The following is a 15198-nucleotide window of genomic DNA, read 5'->3' as shown; positions in this document are numbered from 1 at the left end:
TCTGCATATGCCAATTCATCAGATAAGAGCCATCATGAGCAATAAACCTTTCACTAGCCTGATGCGTTTTGGTCCAGCAGACCAGCGGTTTATTAGTGCTTTAGGAGTCGCTCAAATCTGTTCCTGGGGCTCGCTCTATTACAGTTTCCCGCTGCTTGCAGAAGCGATGTCAACTGAGTTTGGCTGGACGAAGACGAGTCTTTACGGGGCAGCAACATTGGGGCTTTTGCTCTCTGGCATTGCAGCTTACCCCGTTGGAGCCGGGATCGATCGAGGCTACGGACGAAGAATTATGTCTCTCAGTTCGCTTCTGGCAGGACTGCTCCTGATAGGCTGGTCGCAAATTTCCAGTTTGATTGCGTTCTACATCATTTTTGCAGGAATTGGCTGCTTGCAGGCAGCGACTCTGTATGAGCCTGCTTTTGCGGTGATTGCAAATCAAATGGGCGGAGACAAAGCTCGGCAGGGGATTACTGCATTAACGCTTTGGGGTGGATTCGCCAGTACCGTTTTCATTCCTCTGACCGAATGGCTACTGGCACAGGTCGGATGGCGTGAAACATTGATGGTATTGGGAACCGTTAATATCGTGATTTGTGCCAGCCTTTATGCAGCAGTGATCCAGCCGAAGCTTGCTCCCCTGCCAGCTTCACTCCTGAAAAAATCATCTGAACTCAACAATCGTCAGACAATAACTTGGGCACTCCAGAACCCTATTTTCTGGGCACTGCTGTTGTCTTTCATGGTTTATGCTGCTGTCTTTTCTGCCTTTACTTTTCACCTTTACCCATTGCTACTGGAGCGGGGGTTGCACTCAGCACAGGTGGTAACCGTTTTAGCAGTCATCGGTCCAGCGCAAGTTGTAGGACGGCTCTGGGTGTGGAAACTTGCTCCACACGCTTCAATTCAGAGGATTGGCTCTTTTGTTGTTGCGTTATTTCCCCTGGTATTTCTAGGAATTGCTTGGCTACCACCAACATTAACTGTTTTGATTAGCATTGCTGTTCTTTATGGGGCAGTCAATGGGGTCATGACGATCGTGAGGGGAGTTGCCATTCCTGAAATGCTAACGCGCCACTCCTATGGCACGATTAACAGTGCCATTATTGCACCATCTCTCGTTGCAAAGGCTTTAGCTCCGGTCGGTATCGCGATGCTTTGGGTAAGAACGGGTGGCTACAATGCAGTTCTGACGGCACTCTTTTTAGCAACCCTGATTTTAGCTGTAGGGTTTTGGATAGCGGTTGTGTTGAGGCAAATCGTTTACCCTGACATTTTTAAATAAAGGGAATTGTTCATGTCTTCAACTCTACTGAAGCTGACTCAACGCTCATTTTCTACCAGTTTTCGGTTGTCACTTTGCTGCTGTTGAACCATGTCATTCAATCACAAGCCCAGAATTCTTTTCTTGTATGGCTCGCTACGTGAACGCTCCTACAGCCGTCTTTTGGCAGAAGAGGCTGCCCGCATTATTGAAGAACTTGGCGCAGAGGTTCGCTTTTTTGATCCTCGTGAACTTCCCATCTATAGCAGCGTTCCTGACACTCATCTCAAAGTGCAGGAGTTACGCGAGTTAAGTTTGTGGTCTGAGGGGCAGGTTTGGTCAAGCCCAGAAATGCACGGTCAGATTACGGGCACTCTGAAAAACCAGCTTGACTGGATTCCCCTTAGTATTGGAGCTGTTCGTCCCACTCAAGGCAGAACACTAGCTGTGATGCAGGTGAGCGGCGGCTCTCAGTCTTTTAATGCCGTTAATACCCTGCGTATTTTGGGTCGCTGGATGCGGATGTTCACAATCCCCAACCAATCATCGGTTGCCAAGGCCTACGAGCAGTTCAATGAGGACGGCACGATGAAAGACTCGCCCTACCGCGATCGCGTGGTAGACGTGATGGAGGAACTCTACAAGTTCACCTTGCTGCTGCGCGATCAGGTGGATTATCTGACCGATCGCTACAGTGAACGTAAGGAAAAGGGCATTCAGGAGTCTATGAGCGACATTGGTAAGACAATCAATGGCGTTAATCTGAGTCAGATGTAATACGGAATCCGGATTGTAAAGTAACACTATTTTATGCCTCCTTCCACCAGTGAAAAAGGGTGTGTTGTCGAATGACTTCTGGCCTGGCTGTAAGGATATTGCAGCGAGATACTAAGGTTTCTTCGAGTGCATCCAAGTTCTCAAACTTGCGATCGACTAAGGGTTCATCGCTCAATTGCCACAAACGTTCAGCAGGTTGTCACTCTGGAGAATAAGACGGGAGGAATTCCAGATGAATGCCTTGGGGGACAACGGCTTGTTTGGCTTAATGCCACCCCGCTCCATCAATCACTAATAAAACCTGCTTGTTGGCTCCTGCCCTGACCGCTTGGGTAAACTCCTGCAACGCTCGATTGAACCAAGGCACCCTGACTCTCGGTAGGATGAACCACTGGGTTAATCCACTCTGAGGACAAACGAAGGCATACAGGTAGAGCGATTGATAGCGATGATGCGCCGTTGCAATAGGGATTGTTTAGCGTAATTGTGCATCCCATCTCTCCATTCTATAGCGTTACTCTATAGCCGGATTCCTATCACAATTTGAACGATCGAATGCCACCTCTGTGATTAAGATACAAAAACTAACTTGCATTCCTTCCATGAACAGGTTCGATAAGTTGTCTTCCGATGGAGATAGGTGGGGAGCACAAATCCCTGCGTCCTAACTTCACACGCTTTTTAGCTGCCTCGATATGTGCTGTAGGCAAAGGGAGCAGCGAGCAATGGAACATGATAATGAGCGGTGGAGTCAGCAACGCCAAATTGAATGGAAATGCGATCGAGAAAGGGAGGACTCGGTAAGTTCTCTAACTGCTGGGCAAAATATTCACCGATGCCAAAAACTAGCTCGTAGACCCCGACTTGAAGTTCGTTTTCTGTCAGCAGCGGCGCATCTGTGCGACCATCCTGGTTGGTACGCACTGTTTTTAATAGAGTCTTTTCACCTGATTCAGGATTAACTCGCCAAAGCTCGATCGCAACATTGATCGCCGGACAGCCGTGGGCTGTATCTAAAACGTGAGTCGAGAGTTTTCCAACCATTGCATTGCAGTCCTTCATCGTGCCTGAATAATTAATTTGGAGCGTTTAATTCGGAGCGTTAAACCCAACGGTGACGAAAGTTTAGAGTTTCTTGTAGAAAATAGGCGAATTGGAGCAAGGCTGCTTCACCGCCCGGTTTACCTACTAACTGCATCCCAATCGGCAAACCAGAGGATGTCCAACCGCAGGGAATCGAGACAGCGGGAAGACCTGTGAGGGAAATGGTATAGGTGATAGTGAGGTAGTCAATAATCGTCTGCATTGGAATACCGTTAATTTCCAAGATTTCAAGCTCTGTATGGAGGTAGGGAGGAATACTGGCAGTAACAGTAGCGAGGATATCGTAGGATTCAAAAAAGCGTAGAAAATTGAGATAAAGGCGATCGCGGTCGGCTTCAGCTTGCAGCAAATCGGCGGCGGAGATACCAATGCCTCGCTCAATGTTCCAGCGAACGCTTTCAGACAGCAAATGGGAATACTTTTCGTAGTGATATTTTTGCTTGTGCAATAAGGTTGCGGCACGGAGGGTTTCAAAGGCAAAGGTCGCCATTGAGCAGTCTGGATGAGCCGCTTTAACGGGTAAATGAGCGGCAATCTGAGCAATTGCCTGCTGGAATACTGCCTCGACTTCAGAATCGATCGTCGCAATGCCGAGCGATGGACTGAAAGCCAACCGGACGGGCGATCGCAGCAAAGGTGAAAAATCCGGCATTGTCCAGGCGGAACTGCTCCTCGAAAGCGGATCACGATCGTCTACGCCTGCCATCACTGAAAGCATCAGCGCAGCATCTTCGACGGTTCGTGCCAGAATACCATCTGTATCTAGAAAATCCCAAAGCAGCGGCTTCCGACGACGGGGAATGCGTCCGGCAGAGGGGCGAAGTCCAACGATCCCGCAAAAGCTGGCAGGTGTGCGGCATGACCCACCCATATCGGTTCCCTGCGCCAGATAGCTCATTCCGGTACAGACCGCAACGGCTGCCCCCCCGCTTGACCCGCCCGAACTGCGATCGGGGTCATAGGGATTGGCAGTCGGTCCGTACAGCGCATTCGTACAGTGAGTACCCATGCCGAATTCTGGGGTATTCGTTTTGCCAATCAAAATTCCCCCTGCCGTAAGCTTCGCAGTTCCCCGAAGGGGAAATCGCAATCGCGCCACACAAAGTTCATCCTGCTGCGGCACATAGTCCCGATAAAGGGGTGACCCGAAGGTGGTGCGAACATCTGCCGTGGGCGTTAAGTCTTTCACAGTAAAGGGAACGCCGTGTAGTGCCCCAACCCATTCACCCCGATCGATCGCGGCATCTGCTTGAATTGCTTCAGCTTCAGCCCGTTCCCGGCAAAGCGTGATCATTGCCTTGAGGCGATCGTTGAGGCGATCGATTTGCTCAAAGCAAGCACCGACCGCTTCTACGGCACGAATTTGTCGATTGCGAATTGCCTGGGCAAGTTGGGTGGCGGTAAGTTGATGAATCGCAGTCATGATTTAGCGTCATGATTCAGTAAACAAGCGTCCCCAGCCTTTTACAGGGGTGGGATCGACTCCTGCGATTTTAAGGGATTTCCAGACCACTGCCGAGATGGTGTCATAAATGGGGATGCTCAATGCTTGCTCTAGCTCATCTACTAAAGGAGCCGCCCGCAGATTCGTGCAGAAAGTGACGATCGCCTGAGGTCGTTCTGCCGCAGTCCGGTAAATCATCGAGGTAATCTTCTTAGGCGTTACTTCTGAGAAATCAAAGTTGACAGATAAATCGAGGTGCTGCTCGGCGATGCAGTCAAACCCTTCGCGGGCAAAGTTGGCGATAATTCGCTCCTGCACTTCACCCAGATAGGGCGTGACGAGTCCGAGTTGGGTGATTTGACGATTCCGCAAAATTTCAGCAAGTGCCAGCACAGAAGTCGTTGCCGGAATACCCGTCGCGGCGGTAATTTCCTGACAAAGCCGCACATCTGCCTCGAAGCCTAACCAGCCCGCTGACGTTCCATTCCAGGCGATCACATCAACCTGGGCATCTGCCAGCAATTGAGCCGCTTCTAGCAAAGGGGCGTTGTCAAACTGCGCGAGTGCCTGTTCCCGCAGCGAGATTTCCGTGACGCGAAATCGCCCGAAATGAGCCGAGACATTGGGCAACTCGACAACGATTGCACTCGTGATCGGCTCCAGGACGGTGTTAGAAGAAGGGGTGAGCATTCCCAGCAGCACGCGTTTTGTCATCACCTTCATCCACCCCGAAACAGCGAGAATCCCCAGGGCGGAACCTTCAGCGGCAGATGGTAGTGCTGTTCGATTGCATCAATGCCAAATCGAAACGGAACCACATCCAGGAAGGGACGATCGGGCAACGGATATCCAAGCTGACGATAGAACGCGCCCACATGAAAAACTGCCTTGTAGATACCTGGTTCGACCTTCTCTCCCTGAGCTTTTCCATGGGCGATCGGATGGTCTAAAGTCCCCTGGCTCGACAAGATGCCTGAAGCAATCGGTGCGGGTACGCCAAGCTGAAAGATTTCGACCTTCATTCCCGCCGCAGGCAACCCGCGAGTCACATCCACCACATGAACCGAAATTCCACCCGCCATCAGGATTTAACCAGGAATTTAGATAATCCAGAAGCACGCTCCATCAATATCATCAGCAGCGCAGTTGATAGAATCAGCAGACCCGAAATAGCAGCCGCTCGGACATCTAAATCATTTTCAATCATTGACCACATCCGGATGGGCAGTACCTCGGTTCTAGAATCAGATAAGAATAGCGAAACGGTAATATTGTCAAACGAGCTGAGGAACGCCATAAATGCACCTGTGATCACACCTTGTTTAATCAGCGGTAATGTGACATGAAAGAAAGTGTAGATTGGACTTGCACCCAAAACCGTTGACGCTTCACGCAAAGAGTTACCCAGCTGAGCCAAACTGGCGAGCGTGGTGCGAACGACATAGGGAATACAAATCACGACATGACTGATAACGAGTGTGAGAATCGAAAGCCGCCAGCCAATCATGCTAAAAAAAGTCAGCATTCCCAGACCGACCGCAATTCCCGGTAATGCCAGCGGTGACATGACCAGCGCATCCATTGCCGATACCCAGCGGGCACGACTTCCCGCCATTGCAAGAGAAGCGCAAACGCCCAGAACGACACAGAGCAGGGTTGCCCACAGCGCGATTTGAAAGCTGGTGACGGCTGCCGACCAGAGTTCGGGATAGTCAAACAACGCCAAATACCATTGCAGCGAAAAACTGGGCGGCGGAAACCGCAGCGTTGGGGCAGAACTGAAGGACGCAATCAGGACAATCAGGGTCGGCAGGGTGAGCATCAGCAGACTAAAGGCAGCAATGCCGCCCATCACCCAGTTAAACGAAAGCCGATCGATTTGAGGCGATGGGTGAGAGGACGATCGCGCTGATGCAGTTTTGGAAGCAGCAATTGACATCATTAGCTCCTAGTTGACTCCTAGCGCATATAGGCACGGCTCTTTTGACCCAGTGCACTGAGTCCCACCACCACCGCTAGCACGACCGCCAGCAAAATCGCAGAAACGGCAGCCGCAAACGGACCATTCAGCAAGACGACCGCCTGCTGATAGATCAGCGTCGGCATAAACATCACCTGACCACCCCCAATAATCGAAGGCGTGACAAACGAACTGACCGTAATTGCAAATACCAGCAGACAACCAGAGACCACGCCCGGTAACGTCAGCGGAAAAATGATCTTCCAGAAAGTGCGCCAGGCTCCGCCCCCCAAACTTGTTGAAGCAGCCGCCAAGCGTGGATCAACCTGCGAGAGAGAAGCGGCGATCGGCAGAATCATCAAGGGAAGCTGAATTTGGGTCATGGCGATCGCTACCCCATGATGCGTAAACAGCAGTTTGATTGGCTCTGAAATTAATCCCAAACTCTGCAAGAACGAATTCACCAATCCCTGCTTGCCTAGAATTACAACCCAGCCAAACGTTCGCACTACAGCACTAGTTAGAAGTGGCAGCAGAATCAAAAACGTCAGAATTCCTTTCCAGGCAGCAGGAGCATTGACAAACACATAAGCGACGGGATAGCCCAGAATTAAACAGCCCAACGTCACCTGAATGCCAAGCCAAACCGTGTCGCGCAAAACTTTCAGGTTCACCGGATCGCTGAAGAATTCGCCGTACTGCCCCAGGCTAAAGCCCGGCATGCCCGCAGCCTGCTGAAAGCTAGAAGCCAGTAAAACCGCAAGCGGTACGACGTAAAACAAATGCAGAAAGATTGCCAGCGGCAGAGCCAATTGCCCTTCGCGCCGCGCAAATAACCACGCAAATCCCTTGGCAGCCATAATGAAACCCTCTTAAGCTTGAACCGCTTTATCGAATCGTCCGACCCACTCGGTCCGCTGTTTGTTAATTGTTGCCCAATCTAAAAGCTCCAGTTTGGGCAGAATTTCGTCTAGGCTGTTGCCAAGTTTCTGAGCAATGTCAGCGGGAATAGGCACGTTTTTGTTCGTAGGCAGGACATAGCTCATTTCGGTCATCTTGGTCTGAACATCGGTGCTAATTGCTGTGTCAATATAGGCAGCAGCCAGATCGACACTGGTATTGGGATTTTTGACAATGCTCATCGTCGGAGTCAGAGCAAAGCCGCCTTCCTTCGGCATAATCCAGTCAATGTCCACGCCTTTTGACTGGAGCAGTTTGACGCTGTTTAAGTCATGTGGTGCAATGTCGATCTCTCCCTGTTGAAAGAGCGTGATCAGTGCCCCAGCATTGGCAACTACTCCCGCCAGATTCGGCACTAGCTTTTCTAGCTGAACAAATGCCGGGTCAAGATTTTCAGCACTGCCGCCGTTCATTTTGGCAATTTTTTGCATAAAGCCGATCGTGTGGTTGTTCTTCATGGCCATCAGTGCAACCCGACCCTTATATTTGGCATCCCATAAATCTGCCCAGGAAACCGGGGGTGTTGTAATCACCTTGGGATTATAGGCAATGCCCACTGCCTGAACTCCAATCAACGGCCCCCAGATATCCTGACTTTTGAACCGATCGGCTAAATCCCCGTAGTTCTTGAGCTGATCGATCGGCAGTTTTTGAAATAGTTCTTCCTTCGGTGCGCCATCAAACACGCCATAGTCCAAAGACACCACATCAAAAGGCGGGCTGCCAGGAGAAGCTGTCAGCTTGGCAATTTGATCGGCAGACACCAGCGGCACTAAAGAAGTTTCTGCATTCGTAGCCGCATTGAATTGAGGCACAACGACTGTGCGGTTAAATTGCTCCCACGATCCGGGTAGCGTTGTAGCGATGAGCTTGCCGCCTGCCGTGCTGGCTGCCGTACTGCTTGTGGTGTCAGGAGCTGAGCCTGTCGTACAGCCTTTCAGCACCCAGCCTGCCCCAGTAAACAAAGTGGCTCCCAGCATCGCTCGGCGGGTCATGCGAACGATTTCATGATTTGACATCAAAGTTTCCTTAAGTGGATTGAACTGCAATGACAAAAGAATCAACCTAAAAAGATTAAACCGTTACCTCCTTGTTGAATCGCTCAATCCACTCCGATCGATTCTTGCTAATCGTTGTCCAATCCTGGTAGATGTACTTTTCATAGTCATTGAATGTTTTGGCGACTTTTTCTGCCAGAATTCCTGTCAGTGGCGCGTTTTTGTTCACAGGCGCAATGAAGTAGGGTTCACTTGCCATTGCCGTTTGCACCTCAGTGCTGAGGGCGGCATCAATATAAGCGATTGCCAAATCCGCATTGGAGACCGGATTCTTGACAACGTGCATCGAAGCCCCAAACGCATAGCTACCTTCTTTGGGAATCGTCCAGTCTACATCTACGCCTTTGCTTTGCAGAAGGGCAATACTGCTGAGGTTGTGCGGCGCAATATCAATCTCGCCCTGCTGAAATAGCGTGCCCAGCGCACCCAGGTTCGGCGCGATCGCACCCACATTGGGCAAAAGTTCCTTTACTGCTTTGAACGCAGGCTCCAGATCTGCCTCGCTGCCACCGTGCATTTTGGCAATTTCCACCATCCAGCCTGTGCCTAGGGTGCTGCTCATGTTGGTAATTCCAACGCGCCCTTTGTATTCTGGCTTCCAGAGATCAGCCCAGGAGGTTGGAGGAGTGGTGATTTTCTTCGGGTTATAGGCAATGCCAACAAACTGAAGCCCAATAACGGGTCCCCAGTCGCCATCTCCCGACTTTTGATAGCGTGGCAGTACATCAGCAAAGTTTTTGCTTTTATCTGCTGGAAATGCCCGTAAAATTTGATCTTTCGGAGCAGTAATCAGCGGACCTGGATCGAGAATTGCCACATCGAACGGTGAATTATTTGCGCCCGCAGCCTGCAATCGCGCCACCTGATCCACAGCAAACATGGGAACCAGAGTAACCTCTGCCCCGGTTGCTTTCTTAAAAGCAGGAACTAAGATTTTGCGGTGAGCATCTTCCCAGTTCCCCTGATAAGTTGCTGCTACCAAGCGACCACCCGAACTTCCTTCATCGCCTTCTGCCTGGGTCTGATTTGCACAGGAATTCAAACCTGCGATCGCCAAGCCAGCCCCGAAGCTTGCGCCTAAAAAAGTCCGGCGTTTCATACCATAATCCATAATTTGAAGAACTCCTGAAAGCGGATGTAAAAAGAGATTGCGGAACAAAGGTGAACAATGGCTTGAATTTCCGGCTGAAAATCAGACTGAAAAACTAAATCTGCTCTCACGTCCCCTTTAACTGCTTTATCAATCAACGCCAACAATGAAACTCATGGAAATCAACGAATGAATGGCGAAGGAATAGCAATGCAGCGAATAAGTAGCCATGCAGATGAATAACACTGCAAAACGAAAGTCAAAAGAAACAGAAATACAAACACAAAACGCTAGCTGACAGTTGGGAACAGCGAACAGGCGTGGGGAGAAGCGAGTTCCAGATAGATTTGCTGCCCCTTTTCCAGCAAACGAGTTCCCGGAACCCGAGGCTGCGTCACTTTCACTTTGGTATCCGGCGAGACTTGCACCTCGTAGGCAGTCACCGCTCCCAGGGGCAAACACATCTCCACCGTACTGGACAAGCTATAGACGGTCGGCTGGGCTTGAATTCGCAGGTTTTCCGGTCGGACTGCGAGCAGCAGATCGCTAGCTGGTTGAATTGGCGTTTGGCTTGCCACTTGCAGATGTCCTCCTCCGGGAACCTGCACCACATAGTCTGAGGTCTCCCGTCCTACCAGCGTTACAGGCAGCAAATTACAGGTTCCGACAAAGGTGCTGACGAATTTTGTCGCAGGCTGATCGTAAATTTGACTGGGTGTATCAAACTGGTGAATTTCGCCCTGGGACATGACCGCAATTCGATCGGACATACTCATCGCTTCTTCCTGGTCATGCGTCACCAGAATCGCCGTTACGCCCTGCTTGCTCAACAGTCGCCGAATCTCGATTTGCATATCTAGCCGTAGATTTTTGTCTAGGGCACTGAACGGTTCATCGAGCAGCATTAGCTTTGGTTCAACTGCCAGGGCACGGGCGATCGCCACCCGCTGCTGCTGTCCACCTGATAGCTCGCTGGGATAACGTTTTGCCAGATGCCCAAGCTGCACCAGTTCCAGCATTTCTCCCACTTTGCTGTTGACGCTGGCGTTCGGCATCCGTTTCGCTCTCAAGCCATAGGCAATATTGTCCCAAACGGTCATGTGCGGAAACAGGGCGTAGTTCTGAAACACAATCCCGACTCCCCGCTGACTCGCTGAGAGCGTTTCCACCGATCGCCCATCCAGCAAAATTTTGCCAGAACTGGGTTTAAGGAAGCCGGAGATAATTCGCAGCAGCGTTGTTTTGCCGCAGCCACTCGGTCCCAGCAGCGAGACAAATTCACCGGGCTGGATATTCAAATTAATATCTTTTAACGCGACCATTTCACCAAAACGATGCACGATCTGCTCAAGCACAAGACTGTTTCCCGAATCAATTTCGGATACTAGGGCAGACGTATCAACCGATCGAACCTGCTCAACTGACTTCATGCGCTTCATCCTTATTAGGCGGGAATAAATATTAGGCAGGAATGAACTGCCGCTTGCTTTGCCAAATCTCCATCTCTATTGATAGAGCAATTGATAGAGCAATTGATAGAGCAATCAAAATACTCTGATTGAACTAATTTGATTGAACTAATCTGATTGAACTAATAGCGTTACTACTATGCTGTAATCTTTAATTAATCAATGTACTGGATGCACAAAGTGAAAGAGTATCGTAAGAAACAAAGTTGTCGATTCAAGGTGAATCAACTAGCGAATTAGTTTCAAAAACTGCCAAAAACTACCAAATTGTATGATTTAGCAAGGAAACCATAAGAAGTTTGAGCCAGTCTCGCTGCAAATTCTAAATTATTAAGTTATCTGTCCTTGAGGCTAATATTGTTTGCTCCCGTAATTAAAGCAACTTTTTCGTTCGCATCCATCTACATATTCTCTATTTTGTTGCGCAAGTAATTTATTGTTTAGTTTTTGGAATTGTCAGAAATTTTATGATTAATTCTTCATCGTTTTATCTTTTGCAGCTGCAATCGAAGTGCTTTCATCCTACAAACTCGATCGAGCTTTTCAAATGTCTAAATCTATCTAGTAATTGCCTAATTCTCTACCAAGGCGATCGTTTAGAGAAGTTCTATAATCGTCAGAAGTAAGGCATTGAGTCAATCGAGTCTTTACCATGATCGAAATCTCTAACCCTGACATCATCGCGGAGCAGTGCCAGGAACTGGCAACACGGGTGATGCGGTATACCGAGGACAGTGGTATCCATCCGGCTGCGATCGAGCAATTGTACCTGATACGATCGGATGCAGTGTTGACCGGATTTCACAGTATCGATGAGCCGATGCTTGCGATCGTCGTGCAAGGTCAAGAAGAGGCGTTATTGGGTGAGGAAGCATATCAATATGGCGCAATGCAATATCTTGCTGCTTCGGTTGATTTACCGTTGAGCGGATGGGTGGTTGAGGCGACACCCAACAAGCCGTTTTTAGGGCTGAAGCTGAGCTTAGACCCGATGCGGGACGTTGAACGGCTGCGAACGACTTCGTCGCCCGAAGTGCGCCCGGCTTAACAGCCAAATCTAAGCCTGCAAAGAATTAGCTCTTATTCGGCAACTGGCTCAAGTCTTGTGTTCTATTCAGCCTTCCACATTGGCTTTCCACATCAGCCTTCCATAAGATGGGTATCACAAGTGGCCATACCCAATCTTAGTCTCCAGGATACTTTGATGAACCGAAAACGCCTTCTCGGATTCTTAAGCGGAATAGTTGCAGCACTGCTGCTGGCAATTACTCCTTTGGGAAATTTCGCAGTAAACGGCATTCAGACGATCATGCCTGCTCCAGCCCAGGTTCAATCTACAACGCTTTTGATTGCCGCTGCAGCCAGCTTGCAAAATGCCCTTGAAGAACTCGATCCTATCTTTGAAGCAGCCGATCGCGGCATTACCGTCAACTATAACTTTGCCGCTTCAGGACCGCTTCAGCAGCAGATTGAGCAGGGCGCACCCGTTGACTTATTTATTTCGGCTGCAAGCCGTCAGATGGATGCTTTACAACAGAAAAATTTGATTGTAACCAATACCCGTCGCAATCTGCTTACAAATGATTTAGTGCTGGTTGCCCCCAGCAATTCGACGCTGGGACTAACGAGTTTTCGGCAATTGATCAATTCCAATGTCAGAAGAATTTCGGTGGGCGAACCTCGCAGTGTTCCGGCTGGAACCTACGCCCAGGAAATGTTTACAAATCTGGGAATTTTAGAGCAGCTTCGTCCTAAATTTGTCTACGGCAACTCCGTTCGCAGCGTTTTGGGAACCGTTGAAAGCGGCAACGCAGATGCAGGCGTAGTCTACAGAACGGACGCGAGAATTACCAATCAGGTCATACAGGTAGCAGCTGCCCCTAATCGCCTCCACTCCCCGATCGTCTATCCGATCGCCGTAATTTCCGCCAGCCGAAACCAGCAGGCAGCTCAGACGTATGAGCAATTTTTGAGCAGCAGTCAAGCGCAAGCTATCTTTAGACGCTATGGCTTTGGAATTGCCCGTTAGAAGAGGGAGTGAATAGTTTAGCAGGGTGCAGAGGTGAAACCTACCCCAAGGGAAGCACAGCCTCTACAGCCTCTGTCTTATCTCTACTGCTCTGCCCCTTCACTGATTTGCCCTTCCACCCCTCACCTCTTTATGACCCCCGACTTCTCTCCACTGTGGATCTCACTCAAAACCGCCGGGCTTGCCACGATCGCCACTTTCTTTACAGGGCTGGCAGCTGCCTACTGGATGTTAGGCTATCGGGGACGGTGGAAGTCTGTAATTGAGGGAATCTTTGTCGCGCCGCTCATTCTGCCGCCCACTGTAGTCGGTTTTTTGCTGCTGCTGTTGTTGGGTCGTAATGGTCTGCTTGGCCAGTGGATGGCTGGATTTGATTTCACGATCGTCTTTACCTGGTACGCTGCTGTGATCACTGCGACCGTCGTGGCGTTTCCCCTAATGTACAAAACGGCATTGGGAGCATTTGAACAGGTTGATAGCAGCCTGTTGCAAGTGGCCCAAACCTTGGGGGCATCCAAAGGGCGAATTTTCTGGCAAATCCTGCTGCCACTCTCGGTTCCAGGTATTTTAGCTGGGACCACACTGGCATTTGCGCGAGCATTGGGGGAGTTTGGCGCAACCCTGATGCTGGCAGGCAATATTCCCGGTCGAACGCAAACAATTCCGATGGCAATCTTCTTTGCGGTGGAAGCAGGCGCAATGGAAGAAGCGTGGCTATGGGTGATTGTGATAATGACGATCTCGCTGTCAGGGATTATTGTGGTCAACCGATGGCAGAAACAGCACGAGCGTAAAATTCAGAAAAATTCCTTTGGAGTTGTGGAAGCGAATGAACCCGTGAACGGCAGAAGCGATCGAATTGGTAATTCTCCTGCTGTGCCGCTGACCCATTCGCTGCTGTTGAATACAGAGCAGGGATTGCTGGTTAACATCCAGAAACAGCTTGCAAACTTCACCTTGGACACGGCTTTTGCAGCCCACGGAGAAACGTTAGGGCTCCTCGGTGGCTCTGGTTCCGGCAAGAGCATGACGCTGCGCTGTATTGCGGGGGTCGAAACACCAACCCAAGGACGAATTGTTTTGAATGGGCAAACGCTGTTCGATTCAGCTCAGCGAATTAATATCCCCAGCCATCAACGCAGAGTCAGCCTGGTATTTCAAAACTATGCGCTATTTCCTCACATGACCGTTGCCCAGAATATCGCTTTTGGGTTGCAGCGTTTACCTAAAGTCCTGCGATCGCAGCGAGTTAATCAGCAGCTTGCCCTGGTGCAGTTACAGGGATTAGGCGATCGCTATCCGCATCAGCTTTCGGGGGGACAACAGCAGCGAGTTGCGCTGGCGCGGGCACTGGCAACCGAACCAGAAGCGTTATTGCTGGATGAACCGTTTTCAGCACTGGATACCTACCTCCGCAGCCAGCTTGAGCGGCAGCTCGTCGAAACCCTGTCTACCTATTCTGGGGTGACGCTTTTTGTCACGCACAATTTAGAGGAAGCCTATCGAGTGTGTGAAAAGCTGCTGGTGATGTCTGGCGGCAGGGCGATCGCCTATGACTCGAAACACCAGATTTTTGAGCATCCTCGCACGGTGCGCGTAGCCCAGCTCACCGGATGTAAAAACTTTTCCCGGGCTGCCGTCGCTGGATCAGATGCAATCGAGGCGATCGATTGGGGCGTGACGCTGCAAACCGTGGAAGCCATTCCCGATAACCTTACCGATGTCGGAATTCGTGCCCATCAAATTCGTATCACGACGCATCCTGAAGCAGGCAAAACAAACACTTTTCCCGCTTGGGTAACTTCCACCAGTGAAACGCCTCACCGAATCACCCTGTTCCTCAAGCTAAATGCTGCGCCCAAAGACTTACAGGACTATCATCTGCAAGCGGAATTGTTTAAGGATAAGTGGCGGGCGATTAAGGATCATCCCTTTCCCTGGTATGTTCAATTTGACCCCCTGAGCCTCATTTTGATGGCTGACTTGAAACAAAGTGTCTCAATGCTGCCAACTCAGTGAAAATGGGTGAATGAGTAGCAGAAT

General features: G+C 50.1%; 14 protein-coding genes. 5 read left to right on the top strand and 9 right to left on the bottom strand.

Features of this window, described 5'->3' with window-relative positions:
* The first annotated feature begins 34 nt into the window (after positions 1–34).
* Both NDI45_RS16780 and arsH read left to right on the top strand, forming a co-directional pair.
* Positions 35–1285, top strand: coding sequence for an MFS transporter (locus NDI45_RS16780; RefSeq protein ID WP_199296604.1), 1251 nt, complete (start codon positions 35–37; stop codon positions 1283–1285).
* 90 nt (positions 1286–1375) lie between these two features.
* Complete coding sequence (arsH, locus tag NDI45_RS16775; RefSeq protein ID WP_190792431.1) at positions 1376–2041, top strand: arsenical resistance protein ArsH; 666 nt, start codon at positions 1376–1378, stop codon at positions 2039–2041.
* A 681-nt stretch (positions 2042–2722) separates the two neighbouring features.
* Here the strand turns inward: arsH and uraH are convergent.
* The 9 genes from uraH to NDI45_RS16730 all read right to left on the bottom strand — a co-directional run bounded on the left by uraH (position 2723) and on the right by NDI45_RS16730 (position 11087).
* Positions 2723–3085, bottom strand: coding sequence for a hydroxyisourate hydrolase (uraH, locus tag NDI45_RS16770; RefSeq protein WP_348248052.1), 363 nt, complete (start codon positions 3083–3085; stop codon positions 2723–2725).
* A 58-nt stretch (positions 3086–3143) separates the two neighbouring features.
* Positions 3144–4568, bottom strand: a complete 1425-nt coding sequence (locus NDI45_RS16765) for an amidase (RefSeq protein WP_348248003.1) — start codon at positions 4566–4568, stop codon at positions 3144–3146.
* Between the two features lie 9 nt (positions 4569–4577).
* Positions 4578–5303, bottom strand: coding sequence for an aspartate/glutamate racemase family protein (locus tag NDI45_RS16760; RefSeq protein ID WP_190792427.1), 726 nt, complete (start codon positions 5301–5303; stop codon positions 4578–4580).
* 5 nt (positions 5304–5308) lie between these two features.
* A complete protein-coding gene (locus NDI45_RS16755) occupies positions 5309–5671 on the bottom strand; it encodes a hydroxyisourate hydrolase (RefSeq protein WP_348248002.1) in 363 nt (120 codons plus the stop codon).
* Entirely contained in the window at positions 5671–6528 is an 858-nt protein-coding gene (locus tag NDI45_RS16750; protein WP_190792425.1) for an ABC transporter permease, read from the bottom strand. The genes NDI45_RS16755 and NDI45_RS16750 overlap by 1 nt, the downstream gene beginning before the upstream one ends.
* A 20-nt stretch (positions 6529–6548) precedes the next feature.
* A complete protein-coding gene (locus NDI45_RS16745) occupies positions 6549–7409 on the bottom strand; it encodes an ABC transporter permease (RefSeq protein WP_348248001.1) in 861 nt (286 codons plus the stop codon).
* 12 nt (positions 7410–7421) lie between these two features.
* The gene (locus NDI45_RS16740; protein WP_348248000.1) at positions 7422–8528 is read right to left on the bottom strand and encodes an extracellular solute-binding protein; all 1107 of its coding nucleotides are present in this window, start codon (positions 8526–8528) and stop codon (positions 7422–7424) included.
* A 55-nt stretch (positions 8529–8583) separates the two neighbouring features.
* The gene (locus NDI45_RS16735; protein ID WP_199296603.1) at positions 8584–9666 is read right to left on the bottom strand and encodes an ABC transporter substrate-binding protein; all 1083 of its coding nucleotides are present in this window, start codon (positions 9664–9666) and stop codon (positions 8584–8586) included.
* Positions 9667–9947: 281 nt separating this feature from the next.
* Positions 9948–11087 (bottom strand): ABC transporter ATP-binding protein, encoded by a 1140-nt coding sequence (locus NDI45_RS16730; RefSeq protein ID WP_190792421.1) that lies wholly within the window; start codon positions 11085–11087, stop codon positions 9948–9950.
* 691 nt (positions 11088–11778) lie between these two features.
* Between NDI45_RS16730 and NDI45_RS16725 the strand changes: the two genes are divergently transcribed.
* The 3 genes from NDI45_RS16725 to modB all read left to right on the top strand — a co-directional run bounded on the left by NDI45_RS16725 (position 11779) and on the right by modB (position 15174).
* Entirely contained in the window at positions 11779–12174 is a 396-nt protein-coding gene (locus tag NDI45_RS16725) for an AraC family transcriptional regulator (RefSeq protein WP_348247999.1), read from the top strand.
* Positions 12175–12330: 156 nt separating this feature from the next.
* Entirely contained in the window at positions 12331–13155 is an 825-nt protein-coding gene (modA, locus tag NDI45_RS16720; protein ID WP_348247998.1) for a molybdate ABC transporter substrate-binding protein, read from the top strand.
* 132 nt (positions 13156–13287) lie between these two features.
* Entirely contained in the window at positions 13288–15174 is a 1887-nt protein-coding gene (gene modB, locus NDI45_RS16715; RefSeq protein WP_348247997.1) for a molybdate ABC transporter permease subunit, read from the top strand.
* The last annotated feature ends 24 nt before the right edge of the window (positions 15175–15198 follow it).

The organism is Leptolyngbya sp. GB1-A1 (assembly GCF_039962475.1).
In the GTDB taxonomy this organism is placed as follows: Bacteria; Cyanobacteriota; Cyanobacteriia; order Elainellales; family Elainellaceae; genus Leptolyngbya_A.
The sequence above is the reverse complement of the archived record's forward strand: the minus strand, read 5'-3'. Positions and strand labels throughout refer to the sequence as shown.

What these genes read in the sequence shown, in the direction of transcription:
- NDI45_RS16780 (WP_199296604.1), top strand. Translation starts at nt 35, where the DNA reads ATGAGCAATAAACCTTTCACTAGCCTGATGCGTTTTGGTCCAGCAGAC.
- arsH (WP_190792431.1), top strand. Translation starts at nt 1,376, where the DNA reads ATGTCATTCAATCACAAGCCCAGAATTCTTTTCTTGTATGGCTCGCTA.
- uraH (WP_348248052.1), bottom strand. Translation starts at nt 3,085, where the DNA reads ATGGTTGGAAAACTCTCGACTCACGTTTTAGATACAGCCCACGGCTGT.
- NDI45_RS16765 (WP_348248003.1), bottom strand. Translation starts at nt 4,568, where the DNA reads ATGACTGCGATTCATCAACTTACCGCCACCCAACTTGCCCAGGCAATT.
- NDI45_RS16760 (WP_190792427.1), bottom strand. Translation starts at nt 5,303, where the DNA reads ATGACAAAACGCGTGCTGCTGGGAATGCTCACCCCTTCTTCTAACACC.
- NDI45_RS16755 (WP_348248002.1), bottom strand. Translation starts at nt 5,671, where the DNA reads ATGGCGGGTGGAATTTCGGTTCATGTGGTGGATGTGACTCGCGGGTTG.
- NDI45_RS16750 (WP_190792425.1), bottom strand. Translation starts at nt 6,528, where the DNA reads ATGTCAATTGCTGCTTCCAAAACTGCATCAGCGCGATCGTCCTCTCAC.
- NDI45_RS16745 (WP_348248001.1), bottom strand. Translation starts at nt 7,409, where the DNA reads ATGGCTGCCAAGGGATTTGCGTGGTTATTTGCGCGGCGCGAAGGGCAA.
- NDI45_RS16740 (WP_348248000.1), bottom strand. Translation starts at nt 8,528, where the DNA reads ATGTCAAATCATGAAATCGTTCGCATGACCCGCCGAGCGATGCTGGGA.
- NDI45_RS16735 (WP_199296603.1), bottom strand. Translation starts at nt 9,666, where the DNA reads ATGAAACGCCGGACTTTTTTAGGCGCAAGCTTCGGGGCTGGCTTGGCG.
- NDI45_RS16730 (WP_190792421.1), bottom strand. Translation starts at nt 11,087, where the DNA reads ATGAAGTCAGTTGAGCAGGTTCGATCGGTTGATACGTCTGCCCTAGTA.
- NDI45_RS16725 (WP_348247999.1), top strand. Translation starts at nt 11,779, where the DNA reads ATGATCGAAATCTCTAACCCTGACATCATCGCGGAGCAGTGCCAGGAA.
- modA (WP_348247998.1), top strand. Translation starts at nt 12,331, where the DNA reads ATGAACCGAAAACGCCTTCTCGGATTCTTAAGCGGAATAGTTGCAGCA.
- modB (WP_348247997.1), top strand. Translation starts at nt 13,288, where the DNA reads ATGACCCCCGACTTCTCTCCACTGTGGATCTCACTCAAAACCGCCGGG.